This window comes from Pseudoalteromonas distincta (assembly GCF_005877035.1).
Classification (GTDB): Bacteria; Pseudomonadota; Gammaproteobacteria; order Enterobacterales; family Alteromonadaceae; genus Pseudoalteromonas; species Pseudoalteromonas distincta.
This window is the reverse complement of record NZ_CP040559.1, coordinates 597,852-615,770: the sequence shown is the minus strand read 5'-3', so window position 1 is coordinate 615,770 and position 17,919 is coordinate 597,852. Positions and strand designations below refer to the sequence as shown.

Here is a 17,919-nt window from a genome sequence, read left to right as displayed (position 1 = left end):
ACCTTCCCTATTGTTTATAAACTTGCCCGGCTTTCATAACAAATTGTACGTTTTTAAGTACGTCGATATTTTTAAGCGGTGAGCCATTCACACTGATAATATCTGCTTGTTTACCAACACTCAAGTCGCCAATGAGTGCGCTTTGCCCCAGCAGTTTAGCTGCATGTATGGTTGCTGATTTAATAGCTTGGGCTTCGCTCATACCATTGTTTACCATTAGACTAAATTCGTTAGCATTAAGCCCATGACGCGACACCCCAGAGTCTGTTCCAAAGGCTATATTAACCTTATTTTTCAGTGCAAGTTTAAACGAAGCCTGCATTTTTGGAGTTACTTCACGCACTTTATCGGCTATTGCCGGTGGCATATTTGGATTTGTAAGCACCTCTTCACTGACCGTTGCACCCGCTAAAAGCGTCGGTACTAAATAAGCTCCCGTTTTTTTAAATAACTTTATTGCCTCTTTATCTAAGTAAGAGCCATGCTCAATGGAATCCACACCGGCTTTTAAGGCCGCTTTTATACCTTGTGTACCGTGTGCATGGGCTGTAACTTTACGCCCTAAGTGGTGAGCCGTATCAACAATTGCAATCAGTTCTGCATCTGTAAGTTGTTGGTTAACACCAGCAGCGGTATTACTTAGTACCCCACCCGTGGCAGTAATTTTAATTACATCAGCACCACTTTTAATTACCTCGCGTACCGCACGGCTACAATCATCCGCGCCATTACAAATACCAATCCCGCCTGTAACCGCATCTGTAATATCTTTTCGATAACCGTGCATATCTGCGTGTCCACCGGTAGGCGATATTGTATTACCCGCTGCAAAAATGCGAGGGCCGTTAATATCATTTCGCTCAATAGCACGTTTTAGCGGAAATATAACTTTGTGATCGCTACCTAAATCACGCACTGATGTAAAACCCGCATCGAGCGTACGTTGTAAATATTTAATTGAGCGCAAAGCATAATCGGCATCATATTCTGTAGCCCAGCGGTGAGGGTTTGCTTTTGAATCTCGCTCAAACGTAACGTGAACATGCATATCGATAAGACCAGGCATTACAAATTGATTTTTAAGATTGATAATATCGGCATCAGGTAGGTTAAGTTCTGCTTTTGTGAGGTAGCCGTTTTTAATGGCTGTTATTGTATTATCTGTGATGACTAACGTTTGCTCTGTTTTTACTTTTTGATCCTCGGATGCAAGTAAACTGCCAGCATAAATAATTTTATGCTGTTGAGCAAAAGCCCCATTTGTTATTAATGCCAGCGTTATTGAAGTGAATGTTGTTATTAGTGTTGTTTTCATACTTGCTCCTTTTTTATACTAGCATTACCTTAAATAACCTGTAATTGCGAATATTTACGATACAAAACATGCTATAAACTAGTCTTGAAAGCCGTTTTTTGGTATAACTCCCCCATTAGTAACACATGTCAGACCACCTTAAGAGAACATACTATGCCTTACGCACATATCACTGGTTGGGGTAAATGCATTCCACCAGCAAGCATTAGCAACGATGAAATTAGTGAAATAGTTGATACCACCGACGAGTGGATAACCACGCGTACTGGCATTAAATCTCGCCGAGTGAGTCATGTAAGTACCGCTGAGCTGGCAACCGTTGCTGCTAAGCATGCTATTGCGTGCGCAGGCATTGATCCTAAAGATATTGATTTAGTGATATTAGCGACCTGTACACCTTCTACTGTTGTGGCAAATACCGCCTCACAAGTGCAAAAAAACATTGGTGCAACAGGCGCTGCCGCAATGGATACAAACGCTGCATGCTCGGGCTTTTTATATGCGTTGCAAGCTGCAACAGCACAAATTCAAGCGGGTATGATTAAAAAAGCAGTCGTCATTGCCGCTGAGCGTATGACCTGGTACGTAAACTGGGCACGTCGCGACAGCGCTGTTTTATTTGGCGATGGCGCAGGTGCAGTAGTACTTGAAGCGGCAGATACCCCAGCTGGTCTACTTGGTACCAAAACCGGTTGTGACAGCGAAGACCGCGATATTTTACACATCACCAACTTTGGTAGCGATTTAAATAAGTATGAGCCAATTGGTCCATCTGATTTATTATTTGAAGGTCGTGAAATTTTTAAACGTGCTGTAAAAGGTATGAGTGAAGCGTGCGACGACGTACTGAAACAGGCCAACTTAAGCCTTGACGACATTAATGTACTCGTTCCACACCAAGCTAACTTACGTATTATTCAGGCTATTCAGCATCGCTTAAAAGTACCTGACGAAAAAGTAATGGTTAACATTGGTGAGTATGGTAATACCTCTGCTGCGACTATTGCTATTGCGTTATGTGAAGCCGTTGAGCAAGGGTTAATTAAACCGCATTCAAACATTATGTCTGCAGCATTTGGTGCAGGCCTTACATGGGCTGCAAGTTACATAAAATGGGGCGAACGTGTAACGCCTATTAGTGTAAGCGATGCTGCTTTACCGCCGTGTGATAAAACTGGTTTAGAGCTAGTAGCACCAGCAGTTAAAGCATGTAAAGAAGCCGAGCAAAGCTAACGCAGCATATAATAAGCCACATTTAAAACGCACTTATTTAAGTGCGTTTTTGCTTTTTAAGGAATTAAATTTGAAACTTTTAGGTATTCATCACGCTGCGATTATTTGCAGTGACTATACACGTTCTAAACACTTTTATAGCAATGTACTTAAACTTAACGTTATTAATGAGCACTTTAGAGCTGATCGTAATTCATATAAATTAGATTTAGCCATGCCCGATGGTAGCCAAATAGAGCTATTTTCGTTTGATGGATCGCCCGCAAGACCCAGCTATCCCGAAGCACAAGGCTTAAGACATTTAGCTTTTAAGGTCGCGGATGTACAGATTGCAAAAACGTATTTAGAGTCGTGCGATGTAAACGTTGAGGATATTAGAGTGGATGAAATAACCGGCAAAAAGTTTACCTTTTTTGCCGATCCAGATAACTTGCCACTTGAGCTTTATGAGGTTTAAAGCTCAAGTTATTTCTTACTATTGAATCAAAAACTTACTTATTAAAACGATTTTGTAGGTAATTAAACACCGCACGAATACCTAACGCTTCACCACCCGTTGGACGACCTGGTAATGCACGTAAGTTCCATGCCATTACATCAAAGTGTACCCACGGTGTTGTTGGTTCAACAAATTCTTTTAAGTAAAGCGCTGCGGTAATAGCACCACCAAACGGTGTGCTTGCGCAATTTGCCATATCGGCTACATCACTTTTTAGTAAGTTTTTGTATTGCTCAAACAACGGAAGTTGCCAAACAGGGTCGTGTACACTTAAACCTGCATCAATAATCCCATTTGCTACACCGCGCTCTGTTGAGAAAAAGCCTGGAAGCTCCGTGCCCAGTGCAACACGACATGCACCCGTGAGAGTAGCAAAATCAATAATTAGCTCAGGATTATCGTTTTGCGCTTCGCTTAATGCATCACATAATACTAAGCGACCTTCAGCGTCGGTATTATCAATTTCGACCATAATACCTTTGCGCGTTTTAATAACATCGCCTGGGCGAAATGCATTGCGCGATACTGCATTTTCAACCGCTGGTACAAGTACACGTAATCTAATTGGTAAGTTAGCTGCCATAATAAGCTGCGCTAGTGCAATTACGTGCGCCGCGCCGCCCATGTCTTTTTTCATGTTACGCATGCCAGAGCTCGGTTTTAAATCAAGTCCGCCTGAGTCAAAACATACGCCCTTACCGACTAGTGTAATTAATGGAGCATCTGATGCGCCCCATTTTAAATCAAGTAAACGCGGTTTATTTTCGCTTGCACGACCCACCATATGAATAGTCGGGTAGTTTTGCTCTAGTAACTCATCGCCAACCCACTGTGAAAATTCGCCATTGTAAGTTGCAGCTAAATCTTCCATAACTTGCGATAAATGTTGCGGCATCATATCTACCGCTGGAGTATTAACTAAATCACGTGCAAGTGTAATGGCATCAGCTTGTTGGCTAATGCGTTCATATAACGCTTTATCACTAATGGCTAATTGCGCCTTTGCCGTTGGCTTTTCTTTATATTCACTAAATTCGTAACCACCAAGTACAAACCCTAAAGCAACCTGCTCTACAAAAGCGCTGTCGCCTTGAATTTGATAAGTACCTGTAGGAAGTGTATTTGCTAAATTACCCGCAGCCCAAAAATCATCGCTGCTTTGCATTAGACAAAATACCTGGCTTAACTCGCCCGTTTTAGCATCAGGTATTAAAGCAACACCTTGCTTTTCAAAACCTGTATTAGTTAACCAATTTTGTATAAATGCAGGCTGCTGTGCTTGCCAGTCAGATAATTCGTTTTTAAGTATAAAAGATAAAGGAATACCAGAAGATGTATGACGTAGTAATGCACTCATTAAAAAGCTCATATAATATAAAAATGGTACTTAAGAGCATATCAATAAGCGCACCTAAAAGGTATCGCTAATTTGAAGGGATTTTAGCTACTTTTTTAAACTATTTTTAGATTCTTGCTTTTGATTTTCTTGATCTATTTTAGCATCTAGTTCTTTAATAGATTTGTTCATATTAAACGAACTTGGCAGTACATCAACTCCCACCAAACTCCCTAATTTAACAACTAAAGGAATTGTAAGCGGAGCAAAAGGTAATACAGCAAATACACCGAGCCCTAACCCTTTTAAAATATCAACAAATTGCTCATTTGCGCGTTTTAACTCTTCTTTACTTGTGTGGCCTTGAGTGTAACGCCTATAAATAGAGAGCATTTCTTTAGTTTCTTGTTTTTCTTGGGCGAGTGCGATTTTAAGCGCCACCATAGCACGGCGAAAACGCAGCTGTTGGCGTTTTTTACTAATTTTAACTACCCGCCAAGGTGCACGGTGAATAACTTTATATAATCGCATAACTTTTATTTTCACACAGCAGCACAGGTTCACAAAGAATAATTTACTTACAACACCCTTTAACTTACCCTTTGCACCAAATTAGTATTAAATACATACAACAATGCAGAATATAACAAATCAATTACCGCAAAAACCTGAAAAACCAAAATCTGATGAATGTTGCGGTGGTGGCAGTTGCTGTCCCTGCGTATGGGATGAATACAAAGAAGAATTAGCAGCTTGGCGGTACGCACAAAACATTGAAAACCCCACAAAAAAAGAAACAAATAAATAACATTTAAATGCGGCTAGCGCATTAATATTCCCCTCAACAGCCTTATTTGCACTTATTTAGTTCATTTTAGTTTTACTTTGCACCACTGTTGCATTTTTTCTTAAATTGAATCTTTTTGTTATCAAACGGTTAATTAGTAATTGCCCTTCCTGTTTTTTATCTATAGTCTGTAGATAGGACTTCACAGAAAGTAAGCTTAATTGATTAGGCTTTTGAGCTAAAACCTCAAACTTATGTGAAACAAAAAATTAAGTTAAAAACAAATGATGTGAAATTTACATCAAAAATAAGAATTATTCTAACTGGGGAAAATTAGAATGAAATTAAAAAGTAATGCGCTAAACCAAGCAATCAAATTTGCTTTAGCTACAACCACTGCAGGGTTATTTATTTCTGGATCTGCTATTGCGGCGGACGAGCAGGAACAAACTAAAGTAAATAAAAACGTTGAGAAAATTGCCGTAGTAGGTACGCGTTCAGCTCCTCGTTCAATAGGTGACTCACCGGTTCCAATCGACATTATTGGCGGCGAAGAGCTTGAAAAGTCAGGTAACACTGACATGCTTGAACTTTTAAAAGGTGCAGTACCATCGTTTAACGTACACCAAAACCCTATCAGTGATGCGGCTTCTCTTGTTCGTCCAGCTAACTTACGTGGTTTACCGTCAGACAGCACATTGGTTCTTTTAAACGGCAAACGTCGTCACCGTGCTTCTGTAATCGCATTTTTAGGCGGTGGTATTAACGATGGCGCGCAAGGCGCAGATATTTCAGTTATTCCAAGCATTGCGATTAAACAAGTAGAAGTACTTCGCGATGGCGCGGCTGCGCAGTATGGTTCTGATGCAATCGCCGGTGTAATGAATTTCCAACTAAAAGACGCTTCAGAAGGTGGTAAATTAGAAATCCGCCATGGTCAATTTTATGAAGGTGATGGCGATACAACACAAGTGTCGGGTAACGTAGGTTTACCGTTTACCGACAATGGTTTTGCTAATTTAAGCTTTCAATATAAAACAGCTGATGCAACAAGTCGTTCAGTTCAACGTGCCGATGCCGCAGCACTTTCAGCTGCAGGTGTGCCTGATGTATCTTCTCTTGCACAAGTATGGGGTGCACCAGAAGTAGATGACGATATTACTATTTTTGGTAATGTGGGTTTAGAGCTAACAAACGACTCTGAATTTTACATGTTTGGTAACTACTCTGAACGTGATGTACGTGGCGGTTTTTATTACCGTAACCCGCAAACACGTTCTGGTGTTTACTCAAATGATGGTGGCGAAACATTACTTGTTGCCGACACAACACCTGATATGAGCGCTAACTGTCCAACTATCACAATAACAGACGGCAATGTACTAGATGATCCGGCTTACATAAATGGTGTAGCAAACAACCCAGATTGTTTTGCCTTTAATGAGATGCTTCCAGGTGGTTTTACACCTAACTTTGGCGGCAACATTACTGATACTTCTTTAACTATTGGTACTAAAGGTCGATTCACTGGTGGCTTCTTAAAAGATACTTACTATGACTTAAGCGGTACTGTTGGCTTAAATGAATCACGTTACTTTATTTACGACACGGTTAATGCCTCTTTAGGTGCAGATACACCACGAGACTTCAGCCCGGGTAAATACGAACAGCTAGAGAAAAACTTTAACTTTGATTTATCAAAAGGTATCGACTTTGGTTTAGCTTATGATGTAAACATTGCCGGTGGTTTTGAGTGGCATGAAGAAACATTTACTATCGTCTCTGGTGATGAAGCATCTTACACAGCAGGCCCTTTAACAGAACAAGGCTTTGGTATTGGCTCTAACGGCTTTCCTGGTTTTAAACCATCACAAGCGGGTGAATTTTCTCGCCGTAACTATGCAGCATATGTTGATGTTGAAGCACCGTTTACTGAAGACTTTTTAATGGGCGTAGCACTTCGATTTGAAGACTACGACAGCTTTGGCACTACCACTAACTACAAAGTAATGGCTCAATACCATTTAACTGAAGACTTAAACGTACGTGGTTCTGTAAGCAGTGGTTTCCGTGCACCAACGGTTGGTCAAGCTAACGTAAGTAATGTACAAACAAGTTTAGATGGCGGTGTATTACAAGATTCAGCGCTTCTTCCACCAACAAACCCAATTGCAGTGCAATTAGGTGGTACAGAGCTTGAGCCGGAAGAATCACAAAGTTATACGCTTGGTGCTGTATACACAATTGGCGAATTATTTTTAACGCTTGATTACTACAACATCCAAGTAGATGACCGTATTAGTCAATCAGATAAAATCAACTTAAGCCAAGCAGACAAAGATACCCTTGCAGCAGCAGGAGTACCTAATGTACAAGGTCTTGCTCAAGTAAGCTTTTTTACAAACGACTTTGACACAACAACACAAGGTATCGATTTAGTTGCAAACTATACAGCTGAATTAATGGGCGGTAGCTCTACATTTAGCCTTGCATATAACTGGAATGATACTGAAGTAACTAAATTTAGTGAAATTACAGGTGCGTTTAAAGTTAAGCGTTTAGAAGAAGATTTACCTAATCATCGTGCAACGTTCACATTGTCTCAACAATGGGAATCAGTTTCTGCATTTGCTCGTGCAAACTACTACGGCGAATACCAAGGTGTTCACGTTGATTATGATGCAACAGCTAAAACAGCAGATGCTGCAGTCACTATTGATGCTGAAGTAACTTACTTCTTAAATGAATCAGTTAGCTTCTCAGTAGGTGCTCAAAACTTATTCGACCAAGATGCTGAAAAACTTGATTTTGCAGATGCAACGGGCATCCCTAATAACAACTGGGGTGGTCAGTTCTACGAAACATCTCCGTTTGGTATTAACGGTGGCTTTTACTACGCTAAAGCAACATATACTTTTTAAACTATTTTCATGAAGAACCAAAGGCGAAATGTTAAAGACATTTCGCCTTTTTAATTTTATAGTTAATAAAAATAATAATGAACAATACCAATTGCATTGAATAAGTGTTCTATTATAGCGCTCAGAAAATAGCGTAATAACAAGGCGAAAACTATGATATATAGTTGCTCTATATGAATAATTTTTAACGCAGTGAGTACGCTATTTAATGCGATAGAATGATTATTTTTTTAATAAAATTGGTATAACTATGCTACTTGAAAAAGCCAACCAACTACTGCAACAAAATAAACTCAAAGAAGCCGAGTTCCATTTTAAAGCAATTTTAAATAGTAACCCTGAAAATGGTGAGGCTTTATTTGGCTTAGGCAGAATTGCCTTACGACTAGAACGTTACGACGCTGCTGTATACCTACTCCAAAAAGCTTGTGAGCGCTTGCCTCATATGCTTGAACCATTACATGCCCTTGCTGATGCATTTAACGGTGTTCATTCGCCAAACGATGCACTAACGGTGCTTGAATACGCAAAAAAATTAGCAAGTCATAATCCAGAACCTCATTATTACTTAGCACAGCACTATTTAACACATGGCGAGTTAGATAAAGCTCATACAACTTTTGCTCATGCACTCAGCATTGGTGTATACCCTGTAACAGCCTATATTTTATTTGAACTTGTACAATTAGGTCGCTTTGATAAAGAACATAATTATGTAAGTAATTTGCACCACTTATTAACTCAAACGAGTAATTTACGTTTAAAAATGGTGTGTTACTACGCATTAGCAAACAGTTACGATGCACTTGAGGATACCGAGCAAGCATTTAATTATTTTATATTGGCGAATAAATTACAAAAAAAATTAAGTGAATTTAACACTAAAGATTTAACCCCTTTTTACGATGAAATAATAAAATACAACACCGAGGAGTTTATAGCCTCTGCCGATAAAAAGTTTACGGGTAATATCACGCCTGTATTTATTATTGGCATGCCTCGTAGTGGTTCTACCCTTGTGGAGCAAATGTTGGCAAGCCATAGTCAGTTTTCAAGCCTAGGAGAAAGTACGAGTATTAGTAATAACGCAGTTGCTTTTATCGAACAAAAAACGGGAGTGACTTACCCGCAATGTTTAGCACATTTAACGCCGGATTTAATCAAAAAAGCCCGCGAGCTGTATATCACAACATTAAAAACAGCATCGCCCATCAGGCCTTTTATAATAAATAAGCTGCCGAGTAATTATCAGTCGCTCGGACTTATATATATTCTATTTCCAAATGCTAAATTTATAAATTTAAGTCGTGATTTTAATGCAACCGCATTTTCTATCTTCACTAATTACTTTGCTGAAAACGAGCCTTACTTTTGCTCACTACCTGAGTTTAAGCTTTATCATAAGTTGTATGAAAAACTGATGAGCCATTGGCACTCTTTTAAAGAGATGCCAATTTATGATGTCAGTTACGAAGATTTAGTGAGTAACCCAAAAGAGCAGCTAACGCAGTTACTTGGCTTTTTAAACTGTAGTTTTGAAGAGCGCTGCTTAGCGTTTTATAAACAAAAAACACCGGTAACGACCTTGAGTAAACATGCTATTCGCCAACCTATTAATAATGCCGCAATCGCTAAGTGGGAGCGTTACAAAACACCTATTCTAAAGTTACTTGATGAGAATTAATTAATCGGATGTGCTTTAAACCAATTAAGTAAATCTTTAAATTGATCATCACGCGCACTTGGGTGGGTAAGCATATTAATATGATCGTAATCAAAATTATGGCCGTGTTTACGACCGTAAATTCGCATTTGCTGAATGCCTTGCCCCGATTCGTCCATAAATTTTTGAATATCGATTGGTTGCGCTAATGCTTTATCTTTTACCGCAGCAATATGAAGCGTTGGCGGTAAATGCAGGTTGTTTAGCGTTTTTGCATAATCAAAATTATCATCAGAATCTATCCATGGCTTCTTTTTAGCCCATTGCATACTTTGATAATGCGACTTTTGAGTTTCGTTATCGCTGCCCCACTTATAACCTTTAGCATTTAAATAGCCATGTTTTTTAGCAAGTAAAGGCGCCATAAAATACCAAATTAAATTGGCTTGTAATAATTTTTGAGGGTGACTATTAAATAAAGAACGCTTAGAGCCAAAATACACACATGCTTTAACATCGTTAATATATTCTGGAAAACGTGCAAACGCGCTGTTCATCAATACCCCGCCCCAAGAGTGAGCAACCCAGTAGTCTGGCTTTTTGCCTTCAATCAACTCTATTTGCTTAATAAAGGCAGGGATGTCTTCTAGGATAGACTCAGTTTGTCCATATTCGGACTCGCTCGAAATGATTGGCTTGCTATCACCTCGGCCACGTAAATCAGCCACATAACATCTATACCCATGCTCAGCTAAAAAAGGGGCAAGTCCTTTATTGGAGTGCGTGTAAAAAATCTTACCGTTTTCTATTGCTCCATGCATAAAAAATACGATGGGCCCTTGCTGATCTTCATCGCTAATACGGCGTAAATGAAGAGTTTGTTGGTCAGCTAAATTAATAATTATTGATTGCTGAGAAATTGCCACAGTTATTCCTTTTTATTATTTGCAACTCATCCTACCAGTAATATTAAATATACCAAAGGAAATGTCTGCACTTTACTCATCAGCATTTGTTACAATCACCACATTATATCTGTTGTTAAAATGAAGCCATGAAAGAAAATAAAGCACGTTCAAAATTACACCCTCGTAACCTACATAAAAATGGGTACGACTTCGATTTATTAACAACAGAGCACCCAGCTCTACTGCCCTTTGTTATAACCACACCTGCAGGGACTAAAAGCATTGATTTTAGTGACAACAAGGCTGTTAAAGCACTTAATCAAGCTCTTTTAAAAGCACATTATAATATTGATTTTTGGGATATTCCCGAGCACAACTTGTGCCCACCTATACCTGGGCGTGTTGACTACATTCACTACTTGGCCGACCTATTAAGTGATGATAATCAACAACAAATACCTTTAGGTAAGCAAATTAAAGTACTTGATATTGGTACTGGTGCTAATTTAGTTTATCCGCTTACTGGTACAAGTGAATATAAGTGGCATTTTACTGGGACTGATATTGATACAGCCTCAGTAAAAATAGCAAAGCAAATTGCTCAGTTTAATGATTTAAAAATAACCCTAAAACAACAAAAAAACGCATCACATATTTTTAAAGGCGTTATAAATCAAAAAGATCTATACCATTTAACGCTCTGTAACCCTCCGTTTCATGCAAGTGAAGAAGAGGCAAGTAAAGGTAGTGAACGTAAATGGAAAAATTTAGGAAAAACCCCCAGTAGCACGCTTAACTTTGGTGGCCATAATAATGAATTGTGGTGTCAAGGCGGTGAAGTACAGTTTATCTCTAATATGATTAAAGAAAGCCAAGACTTTGCAGAACAAGTACTGTGGTTTACGTCGTTAGTCTCTAAAAAAGATAATATTGCAGCGCTTGAAGAAGTGTTAAAAGCTCACCCAATAGCCGAGTATAAAATAGTTGATATGGCACAAGGTCAAAAAATTAGCCGCTTTATTGCATGGACCTACTTTGATAAAGACACTCGTGAGCAAATTTGTAGCGAGCTTGATTAATACCAATTTTATTAAAAATAATAAAAAGGATAAGGCAATCATGATAGATTTTCGCTCTGATACAGTTACAAAACCAACAAAAGAAATGCGCGATATTATGTACAACGCACCGGTTGGTGACGATGTATATGGTGATGATGAAAGCATTAACCAACTAGAAGCCTATGCGTGTAAGCGTTTTAATTTTGAAGCCGCACTTTATTGTAGCTCAGGCACACAAGCCAACTTACTTGCGTTAATGGCGCACTGTGAGCGAGGTGACGAATACATTTGTGGCCAAAATGCTCACAATTATAAGTTTGAGGGTGGCGGCGCAGCTGTATTAGGATCTGTTCAGCCACAGCCTATTGAAAACGAAGCTGATGGCAGCATCCCTTTTAGTAAAATAGCGGCGGCTATAAAACCAGACGATTGCCATTTTGCAAAAACGCGATTGCTCAGCTTAGAAAATACCATTGGCGGAAAAGTACTCCCGCTTGAGTACTTAGCCCAAGCACGTGACTTTGTTAATACGCATAGTTTAGCGCTGCACTTAGACGGCGCACGTGCTTTTAATGCCGCTGTTGAGCTAAAAGTTGATATCACAGAAATTACAAAACACTTTGACTCAGTTTCTATTTGTTTATCTAAAGGTTTAGGTGCGCCCGTAGGCTCTTTATTATTAGGCTCACCAGCACTTATTAATAAAGCAAGACGATGGAGAAAAGTACTTGGTGGTGGTATGCGCCAAGCCGGAATGCTTGCAGCCGCTGGACAATTTGCACTTGAGCACAATGTAGAGCGCTTAAAAGACGATCATGAAAATGCACGTTATTTGGCTCAACAATTAAGTGAGATCAGTGGCTTTACTGTCGATATGACTAACACCACTAATATGGTTTACGCAACATACAGTAGCAGTATAAATATTGAAGATATTGCTGAAGCGCTAAAACAACAAGGAATATTATTTAGCCCAAGCAAGCAGCTTAGGCTAGTTACGCATTTAGATATAACCCGCGAAGATATTGATACATTTTTAAATGCTTTGTCGGCCCATATTTAACGCGGCTTTATAATGTTTGCGGCATACCGAAACATATCGGTCATTGCCGCCAATTTCTACTTGGTTACCATCGGCTATTGCTTCGCCATTTTCATCGGTACGCAGTACATGGTTAGCTTTACGCCCACAGTGGCAAACAGTTTTAAGCTCAACTAACTTATCAGCCCACGCAAGCAAATATTGCGACCCTATAAATAGCTCGCCTCTAAAGTCGTTACGCAGGCCATAACACAGTACCGGTATACCGAGCTCGTCAACCACATCGGTTAATTGCATTACTTGTTCTTTTGATAAAAATTGGCACTCGTCAACTAACACACAATGGCGCTTTTTATCATTATTGAGTGATTGAATAAGATCAAAAACATCTTTACTAGCATCAAATACATGCGCATCAGCTTGCAAACCAATACGAGACGATACTTTACCCACGCCTTGTCTATCATCAATAGCAGCAGTCAGGATCACAGGTTCCATGCCACGTTCTTTATAATTAAATGCAGATTGTAATAACGTGGTTGATTTACCTGCATTCATTGCAGAGTAGTAAAAGTATAATTGAGCCATTGTGGTGCCATTTTATAAAAAGTGCGCTTATGCTACCTTAATATTAAATTAATACCAATTTACAAACGCGAATTTTATTTTGTCAGGGCCTGTTTATTTAAGTGTTTGTAAGTATTTAATATACACAGGTGCACTTTCAAATTTTGATAACCACTCCCACATTTCCCAACTTAGGGTGTTATTTTCTTCGTAGAATTTTTTTGAAAAAACAAGATAACCATGGCTGGTTTCGTAAGGGGGATAAATAGGTTTAACATTATTACCCTCATACGGATAACTCGACACTTTTAAGCCATCTACTTGGCATAGATCAACGCTCGCCTGCACTACTCCCTTATCTAGCAACTCAAAAGCTTTGCTTTTAGAAAACGTATTATGAATAAAAAATGGTTCTTCTTTTAACGCGCTATTTAGCCCATAACCATTAGGAATAGCTATCGTAAATGCTTTATTTTGAAATACTTCACGAGTCTCCCATTCCTTATGAAATTTATAACGCCCTATAAGGCAGCTGCCAAATTCACTTACTGCGTAGTTATCTTGTAACTTACCTTGCTCATCAACAGGGTAAACAGCAACGTTTTCTCGCCCTTTGCGGTAACTTGCAATAACAGCATTAACTCGATTAAATTCTAAATCGTTTAAGCATCTACGCCATGGCTTTCTAACAAATGATATTGCTACATTGGGCAATGCTAAATCAAGTTGTTGAAGTATTTCGATTGATGCACCAGGTTTATCTGTTGGTATATTTTGGCCATCACCTAAAAACATGGGTGCTATGTTTTTGTCTTCGTAACAAAACACGAGACTCTGCGGTTTGCTAAACGCAGTAGCGGTAAACATTAAACTGGCAATAAAAAAGTAAACTAAGCTATTAATACGCATAATAATTTTTATTAGTTGATTATTTAAATTATAGGTTGAGTTAAGCAGACTGACTATATTTTATCAATTAATTTACATTAATCCTTCGTGTTTCAGCAACCACAGTTTCCTTTCAAGCCCACCAGCATAGCCCGTTAACTTTGCATTTGCGCCAATAATGCGGTGGCACGGTACAATAATACTAATCGGATTTTTACCATTAGCAGCACCTACTGCCCTCACTGCTTTTGGGTTATTGAGTTGGTTAGCAATATAGCCGTATGTTTGCGATTGTCCAAAAGGCACCGTTAATAGTGCTTGCCATACACTTTGCTGAAATACCGTACCGGTTGTATCAAGTGGTACATCAAACGTAGTGCGTTTTTTTGCAAAGTACTCATTTAACTGCGCAGCGCAAATAAGCACCGCCTTGTTAGTAACTTGCTCAAATGGCGTATAAGAGTATTCAACTGGTGGATAAAAACCAACGTAACTCACGCCTTTCTCGGTCGCTTGAATAATTATGTCGTCTATAGGGCTCGAAATTGATGTTTGAATGATCATTATAATTGCTGCCAAAGTTGAAACGTTAAGTAAGAGCGAAAAGGAGCGCAATTAGCAGGCTCAAAAGGGTTTGCCGCCGCTTGAGCTTTTTTAACACCTAAGTCGCCATCAAGTAATATATCGGGTTGGCTTTGTCCTCGCAGCTTTGCATAATTTACTGTCCAAGGGCCAATTCCTTTTAAGCTAAGCCATTCGTCTAAATCGTCATTTTCAGGATTTAGTGCACAAAAATGGGCTAAATTATGCAGTGCATTTTTGCGTGCTTGTGGCATTTTAAAAAATGCAAAATCACTATTAGTAACAATTTTAGCCGTAGGAAAATAAACGGCATCGCCCTCTTTTTCGCCTAATTCATCAACTAACTTTGTTACTAAATTATGTGCCGCAGTAACACTCACTTGTTGCCCAAGTACAGCTCTTATACCGGCTTCAAAACTTGACCAAATCCCCGGAAGTCTGAGCCCTTCGCACACTGTAAACGTATTGTTTATATTGGCGCTTAAATGCGTTTCAATTAAATTAATATCGGCATCTAAATCAAGCACACGGCGTATATTATTTATAACAGGTTGTAAGTACGCCGTATTGTCTATATTGATAGATACACTAAAGTGGTTTTTATTAGCTATAAATTCAGCGGTAAAGCTTCCTTTATATTTATCACTTGCAAAAGTACGCCCGTAGCTCGTTTGCGTTATCCACTCCATTGGTTTTATCAAGCGCCTTTGTAAAAAGCCCTGCAAAGCAGGCCAATTATAAGGCGGCCTAAATGGCAGGGTTAAAATGAGTGTTGACGTTGGTTTTTTATCGCCACTGCGCAGCTTCGAGGGAGCTATATTTAACTGCTGTAAAAATGCATCATTAAAACGCCTAATGCTTTTAAAGCCTGCGGCAAACGCTATTTCGGTAAGGGGTAAATGTGTTTCTTGAATCAGTTTTTTAGCAAAGTGGCATTGGTTAAATAATCGATATTGCGTAATCGACATGCCAAAATACTGCTTAAACAACTGCCTTAAATAACGACTACTTATACCTAAACGAGCTGCTAATTTTTCGCAGTCGTGTTCATCATTTTGATCTATTAACTGTTTTGCTCTAAGTGCAGTCGTTTTTGTACCCTGCCATGCTGCGCTGCCAGGGGCACTATCGGGCCTGCAACGAATACAGGGCCTAAAACCATCTTGCGCCGCGTTATGGGCAAACTGATAATAAGCAACGTTTTTTTCGTGAGCCGTTGGTGCAGGGCAAATTGGTCTGCAATAAATACCGGTACTTTTTACCGCTACGTAAAAAAGCCCGTCAAAACGAGGATCGCGACTCTGACGTGCTTTTTGCCAATGTGAAGTGTCCATAAACGGCTCTATAAATTAATCTAATAGAGCCTAGCTTATAGAAAATAAACTGTATTACTAGCCATATTCGGCACTCAACTTACTGCGGCTAGGTAGCGTTTTTCAACTTCAGTCCAATTAATTACATTATAAAAAGCAGCAATATAGTCAGGACGCTTGTTTTGATACTTCAAATAATAGGCATGCTCCCATACATCAAGTCCCAAAATAGGGGTATTTCCCTGCATTAAAGGGCAATCTTGATTAGCACTATTTTCTACAATCAACTTTTTATCTGGGGTCACACATAGCCACGCCCAACCACTGCCAAATTGACTAATTGCAGCAGCAGTAAATTGGTCTTTAAACTTATCAAAACTGCCAAACTGTTCATTTATTGCCTGAGCTACACTACCTTCAGGTTCACCTCCTCCTTGAGGGCTCATTACTTGCCAAAATAAGCTGTGATTAAAATGCCCTCCTACATGCTCTTGTACTGCTTTTTGTAAATTACTAGGCAAGCTGTTTATTCCCTTAAGTAATTTTTCAGCATTTGCGGTTGCATAAACAGTATCTGCTAAAGCAGCATTGGCTTTATTAATATACGTTTGATGATGCAATGTGTGATGAATATGCATTGTTTTACCATCAATATGAGGTTCAAGCCCATCGTACTCATAGTTAAGTGCAGGCAAAGTAAAAGCCATAAATACTCCTTTTTCTTTTAAATTAGTGCAGTTGATTGTTTGTAGTGCTCTGTGAGCATAAGCAAAAATTCACTTGCTCTATTAGCTCAGGTAAAAAATGATAGCGTCTTGCAAATGATACAAGTTCAGAGGACGTTTTAGTGTAATGATGCTTACTCACTTTTTGTATATCGTAATGAGTATGCTTAATTAGCGAACAGAGTGTTAAGTGTACTTCGCATAGCCATTTGCATGCATTTTCAGGCTGTTGCATAGCTATATAGGTATCAGCTAAATTATGCGACGCAACAACAAGTGCGGGTATGCAATGCTCAATAGCATGGATGACATTGTTATTAATCTGAGCATATAAAAACTGCTGAAGAAGATGATCTGCAAGTGTTTTAGCTAATAAGTATTTATCGCGGGCTTCGAGAAGTGCACCTTGTTCAAATGCATAATTACCTTGCATTATATTCGACTGCCAAGGGCTTAATGCTTGATCAAGACAAAGTAAATCTGAGTGGGATTGTTTTTGATTTGAGATCATATAATCATCTGCACGTTTATTTATGGGCGTGTAGTTAACTTACACACCCACAAACCTAAATGCAAATGATTTTCATTAACTATTTAGCAAAGTCTAGTAATTCCTGCCCCGTTAAGCGATATATTATCCATTCGTTTTGCGGCTTTGCACCAATGCTATTGTAAAAATCGATAGCGGGTTTATTCCAATCAAGCACTACCCATTCAAAACGACCACAGTCATTACTAATCGCCTTATTAGCTAAGTGCTTCATAATGGCTTTACCTGCACCATTGCCACGGCTATCTGGGCTTACGTATAAATCTTCAAGGTATAGGCCATTTTTACCTAACCATGTAGAGTAATTATAAAAATAGACCGCAAAACCAATTGGCTCATCACCTTCTAAACAAATTATGCTGTGCGCAGTAGCACCATCGCTAAACAGCGTATCTAAAATAGCCTGCTCGTCTGTTTTTACTGCATCCGGTTCTTTTTCATATATGGCAAGTTCGGTAATAAAGTGCAAAATTGTTTTCGCATCACTTGGCTTTGCATCACGTATTATAACGGGTTGGCTCATTGTATT

At 39.1% G+C, this 17,919-nt stretch carries 18 protein-coding genes; 7 read left to right on the top strand and 11 right to left on the bottom strand.

The genetic code is table 11. The annotated features are described in order from the left end of the window. Positions 1-7 precede the first annotated feature (7 nt). Positions 8-1,315, bottom strand: coding sequence for a metal-dependent hydrolase family protein (locus tag FFU37_RS19470; protein ID WP_138490367.1), 1,308 nt, complete (start codon positions 1,313-1,315; stop codon positions 8-10). 153 nt (positions 1,316-1,468) lie between these two features. Here FFU37_RS19470 and FFU37_RS19465 point away from each other — a divergent pair, with 153 nt between their 5' ends. Both FFU37_RS19465 and gloA2 read left to right on the top strand, forming a co-directional pair. After that, positions 1,469-2,548, top strand: coding sequence for a ketoacyl-ACP synthase III (locus FFU37_RS19465; protein ID WP_138490366.1), 1,080 nt, complete (start codon positions 1,469-1,471; stop codon positions 2,546-2,548). Between the two features lie 70 nt (positions 2,549-2,618). Further along, positions 2,619-3,005 carry an SMU1112c/YaeR family gloxylase I-like metalloprotein gene (gloA2, locus tag FFU37_RS19460; protein WP_138490365.1) on the top strand — a complete coding sequence of 129 codons (387 nt, stop codon included), beginning with the start codon at positions 2,619-2,621 and terminating at the stop codon, positions 3,003-3,005. 34 nt (positions 3,006-3,039) lie between these two features. Here gloA2 and FFU37_RS19455 read toward each other — a convergent pair whose 3' ends face one another. Next, entirely contained in the window at positions 3,040-4,404 is a 1,365-nt protein-coding gene (locus FFU37_RS19455) for a leucyl aminopeptidase family protein (RefSeq protein ID WP_138490364.1), read from the bottom strand. Between the two features lie 87 nt (positions 4,405-4,491). Further along, positions 4,492-4,914, bottom strand: a complete 423-nt coding sequence (locus FFU37_RS19450; protein ID WP_002959004.1) for a hypothetical protein — start codon at positions 4,912-4,914, stop codon at positions 4,492-4,494. Positions 4,915-5,017: 103 nt separating this feature from the next. On the opposite strand from FFU37_RS19450, the gene FFU37_RS19445 reads away from it, so the two are divergent. From FFU37_RS19445 to FFU37_RS19435, 3 genes are all read left to right on the top strand, one after another. Next, positions 5,018-5,191: an oxidoreductase-like domain-containing protein gene (locus FFU37_RS19445; protein WP_138490363.1), complete on the top strand. Its 174-nt coding sequence runs from the start codon at positions 5,018-5,020 to the stop codon at positions 5,189-5,191. Between the two features lie 317 nt (positions 5,192-5,508). Next, positions 5,509-8,091, top strand: a complete 2,583-nt coding sequence (locus tag FFU37_RS19440) for a TonB-dependent receptor plug domain-containing protein (RefSeq protein ID WP_039488458.1) — start codon at positions 5,509-5,511, stop codon at positions 8,089-8,091. Between the two features lie 250 nt (positions 8,092-8,341). Then, complete coding sequence (locus tag FFU37_RS19435; protein ID WP_138490362.1) at positions 8,342-9,775, top strand: tetratricopeptide repeat-containing sulfotransferase family protein; 1,434 nt, start codon at positions 8,342-8,344, stop codon at positions 9,773-9,775. Here FFU37_RS19435 and FFU37_RS19430 read toward each other — a convergent pair. Then, entirely contained in the window at positions 9,772-10,680 is a 909-nt protein-coding gene (locus FFU37_RS19430; protein ID WP_002958999.1) for an alpha/beta fold hydrolase, read from the bottom strand. The genes FFU37_RS19435 and FFU37_RS19430 overlap by 4 nt on opposite strands. A 128-nt stretch (positions 10,681-10,808) precedes the next feature. On the opposite strand from FFU37_RS19430, the gene rlmF reads away from it, so the two are divergent. Both rlmF and ltaE read left to right on the top strand, forming a co-directional pair. After that, entirely contained in the window at positions 10,809-11,741 is a 933-nt protein-coding gene (rlmF, locus tag FFU37_RS19425; protein WP_138490361.1) for a 23S rRNA (adenine(1618)-N(6))-methyltransferase RlmF, read from the top strand. A gap of 40 nt (positions 11,742-11,781) precedes the next feature. Continuing rightward, entirely contained in the window at positions 11,782-12,786 is a 1,005-nt protein-coding gene (gene ltaE / locus FFU37_RS19420; protein ID WP_138490360.1) for a low-specificity L-threonine aldolase, read from the top strand. Here the strand turns inward: ltaE and FFU37_RS19415 are convergent. From FFU37_RS19415 to FFU37_RS19385, 7 genes are all read right to left on the bottom strand, one after another. Then, a complete protein-coding gene (locus FFU37_RS19415) occupies positions 12,760-13,353 on the bottom strand; it encodes a thymidine kinase (RefSeq protein ID WP_007582344.1) in 594 nt (197 codons plus the stop codon). The genes ltaE and FFU37_RS19415 overlap by 27 nt on opposite strands. Before the next feature lie 93 nt (positions 13,354-13,446). Then, positions 13,447-14,241, bottom strand: a complete 795-nt coding sequence (locus FFU37_RS19410; protein WP_039488454.1) for an amino acid ABC transporter substrate-binding protein — start codon at positions 14,239-14,241, stop codon at positions 13,447-13,449. A gap of 72 nt (positions 14,242-14,313) precedes the next feature. Next, entirely contained in the window at positions 14,314-14,784 is a 471-nt protein-coding gene (locus FFU37_RS19405; protein WP_024595650.1) for a methylated-DNA--[protein]-cysteine S-methyltransferase, read from the bottom strand. Continuing rightward, a complete protein-coding gene (locus tag FFU37_RS19400; RefSeq protein ID WP_138490359.1) occupies positions 14,784-16,136 on the bottom strand; it encodes a DNA-3-methyladenine glycosylase 2 family protein in 1,353 nt (450 codons plus the stop codon). The genes FFU37_RS19405 and FFU37_RS19400 overlap by 1 nt, the downstream gene beginning before the upstream one ends. A 74-nt stretch (positions 16,137-16,210) precedes the next feature. Further along, positions 16,211-16,822, bottom strand: a complete 612-nt coding sequence (locus FFU37_RS19395; protein WP_024597097.1) for a superoxide dismutase — start codon at positions 16,820-16,822, stop codon at positions 16,211-16,213. Between the two features lie 22 nt (positions 16,823-16,844). Then, positions 16,845-17,351 (bottom strand): DUF2753 family protein, encoded by a 507-nt coding sequence (locus tag FFU37_RS19390; RefSeq protein ID WP_138490358.1) that lies wholly within the window; start codon positions 17,349-17,351, stop codon positions 16,845-16,847. A 79-nt stretch (positions 17,352-17,430) separates the two neighbouring features. Next, positions 17,431-17,913, bottom strand: a complete 483-nt coding sequence (locus FFU37_RS19385; protein ID WP_002958990.1) for a GNAT family N-acetyltransferase — start codon at positions 17,911-17,913, stop codon at positions 17,431-17,433. Positions 17,914-17,919: the final 6 nt, after the last annotated feature.

Coding starts and splice junctions, on each gene's coding strand:
- FFU37_RS19445 (WP_138490363.1), top strand. CDS start 5,018: ATGCAGAATATAACAAATCAATTACCGCAAAAACCTGAAAAACCAAAA.
- FFU37_RS19455 (WP_138490364.1), bottom strand. CDS start 4,404: ATGAGTGCATTACTACGTCATACATCTTCTGGTATTCCTTTATCTTTT.
- FFU37_RS19390 (WP_138490358.1), bottom strand. CDS start 17,351: ATGATCTCAAATCAAAAACAATCCCACTCAGATTTACTTTGTCTTGAT.
- ltaE (WP_138490360.1), top strand. CDS start 11,782: ATGATAGATTTTCGCTCTGATACAGTTACAAAACCAACAAAAGAAATG.
- FFU37_RS19385 (WP_002958990.1), bottom strand. CDS start 17,913: ATGAGCCAACCCGTTATAATACGTGATGCAAAGCCAAGTGATGCGAAA.
- FFU37_RS19405 (WP_024595650.1), bottom strand. CDS start 14,784: ATGATCATTCAAACATCAATTTCGAGCCCTATAGACGACATAATTATT.
- FFU37_RS19470 (WP_138490367.1), bottom strand. CDS start 1,315: ATGAAAACAACACTAATAACAACATTCACTTCAATAACGCTGGCATTA.
- FFU37_RS19400 (WP_138490359.1), bottom strand. CDS start 16,136: ATGGACACTTCACATTGGCAAAAAGCACGTCAGAGTCGCGATCCTCGT.
- FFU37_RS19465 (WP_138490366.1), top strand. CDS start 1,469: ATGCCTTACGCACATATCACTGGTTGGGGTAAATGCATTCCACCAGCA.
- rlmF (WP_138490361.1), top strand. CDS start 10,809: ATGAAAGAAAATAAAGCACGTTCAAAATTACACCCTCGTAACCTACAT.
- FFU37_RS19435 (WP_138490362.1), top strand. CDS start 8,342: ATGCTACTTGAAAAAGCCAACCAACTACTGCAACAAAATAAACTCAAA.
- FFU37_RS19415 (WP_007582344.1), bottom strand. CDS start 13,353: ATGGCTCAATTATACTTTTACTACTCTGCAATGAATGCAGGTAAATCA.
- FFU37_RS19440 (WP_039488458.1), top strand. CDS start 5,509: ATGAAATTAAAAAGTAATGCGCTAAACCAAGCAATCAAATTTGCTTTA.
- FFU37_RS19450 (WP_002959004.1), bottom strand. CDS start 4,914: ATGCGATTATATAAAGTTATTCACCGTGCACCTTGGCGGGTAGTTAAA.
- FFU37_RS19410 (WP_039488454.1), bottom strand. CDS start 14,241: ATGCGTATTAATAGCTTAGTTTACTTTTTTATTGCCAGTTTAATGTTT.
- FFU37_RS19395 (WP_024597097.1), bottom strand. CDS start 16,822: ATGGCTTTTACTTTGCCTGCACTTAACTATGAGTACGATGGGCTTGAA.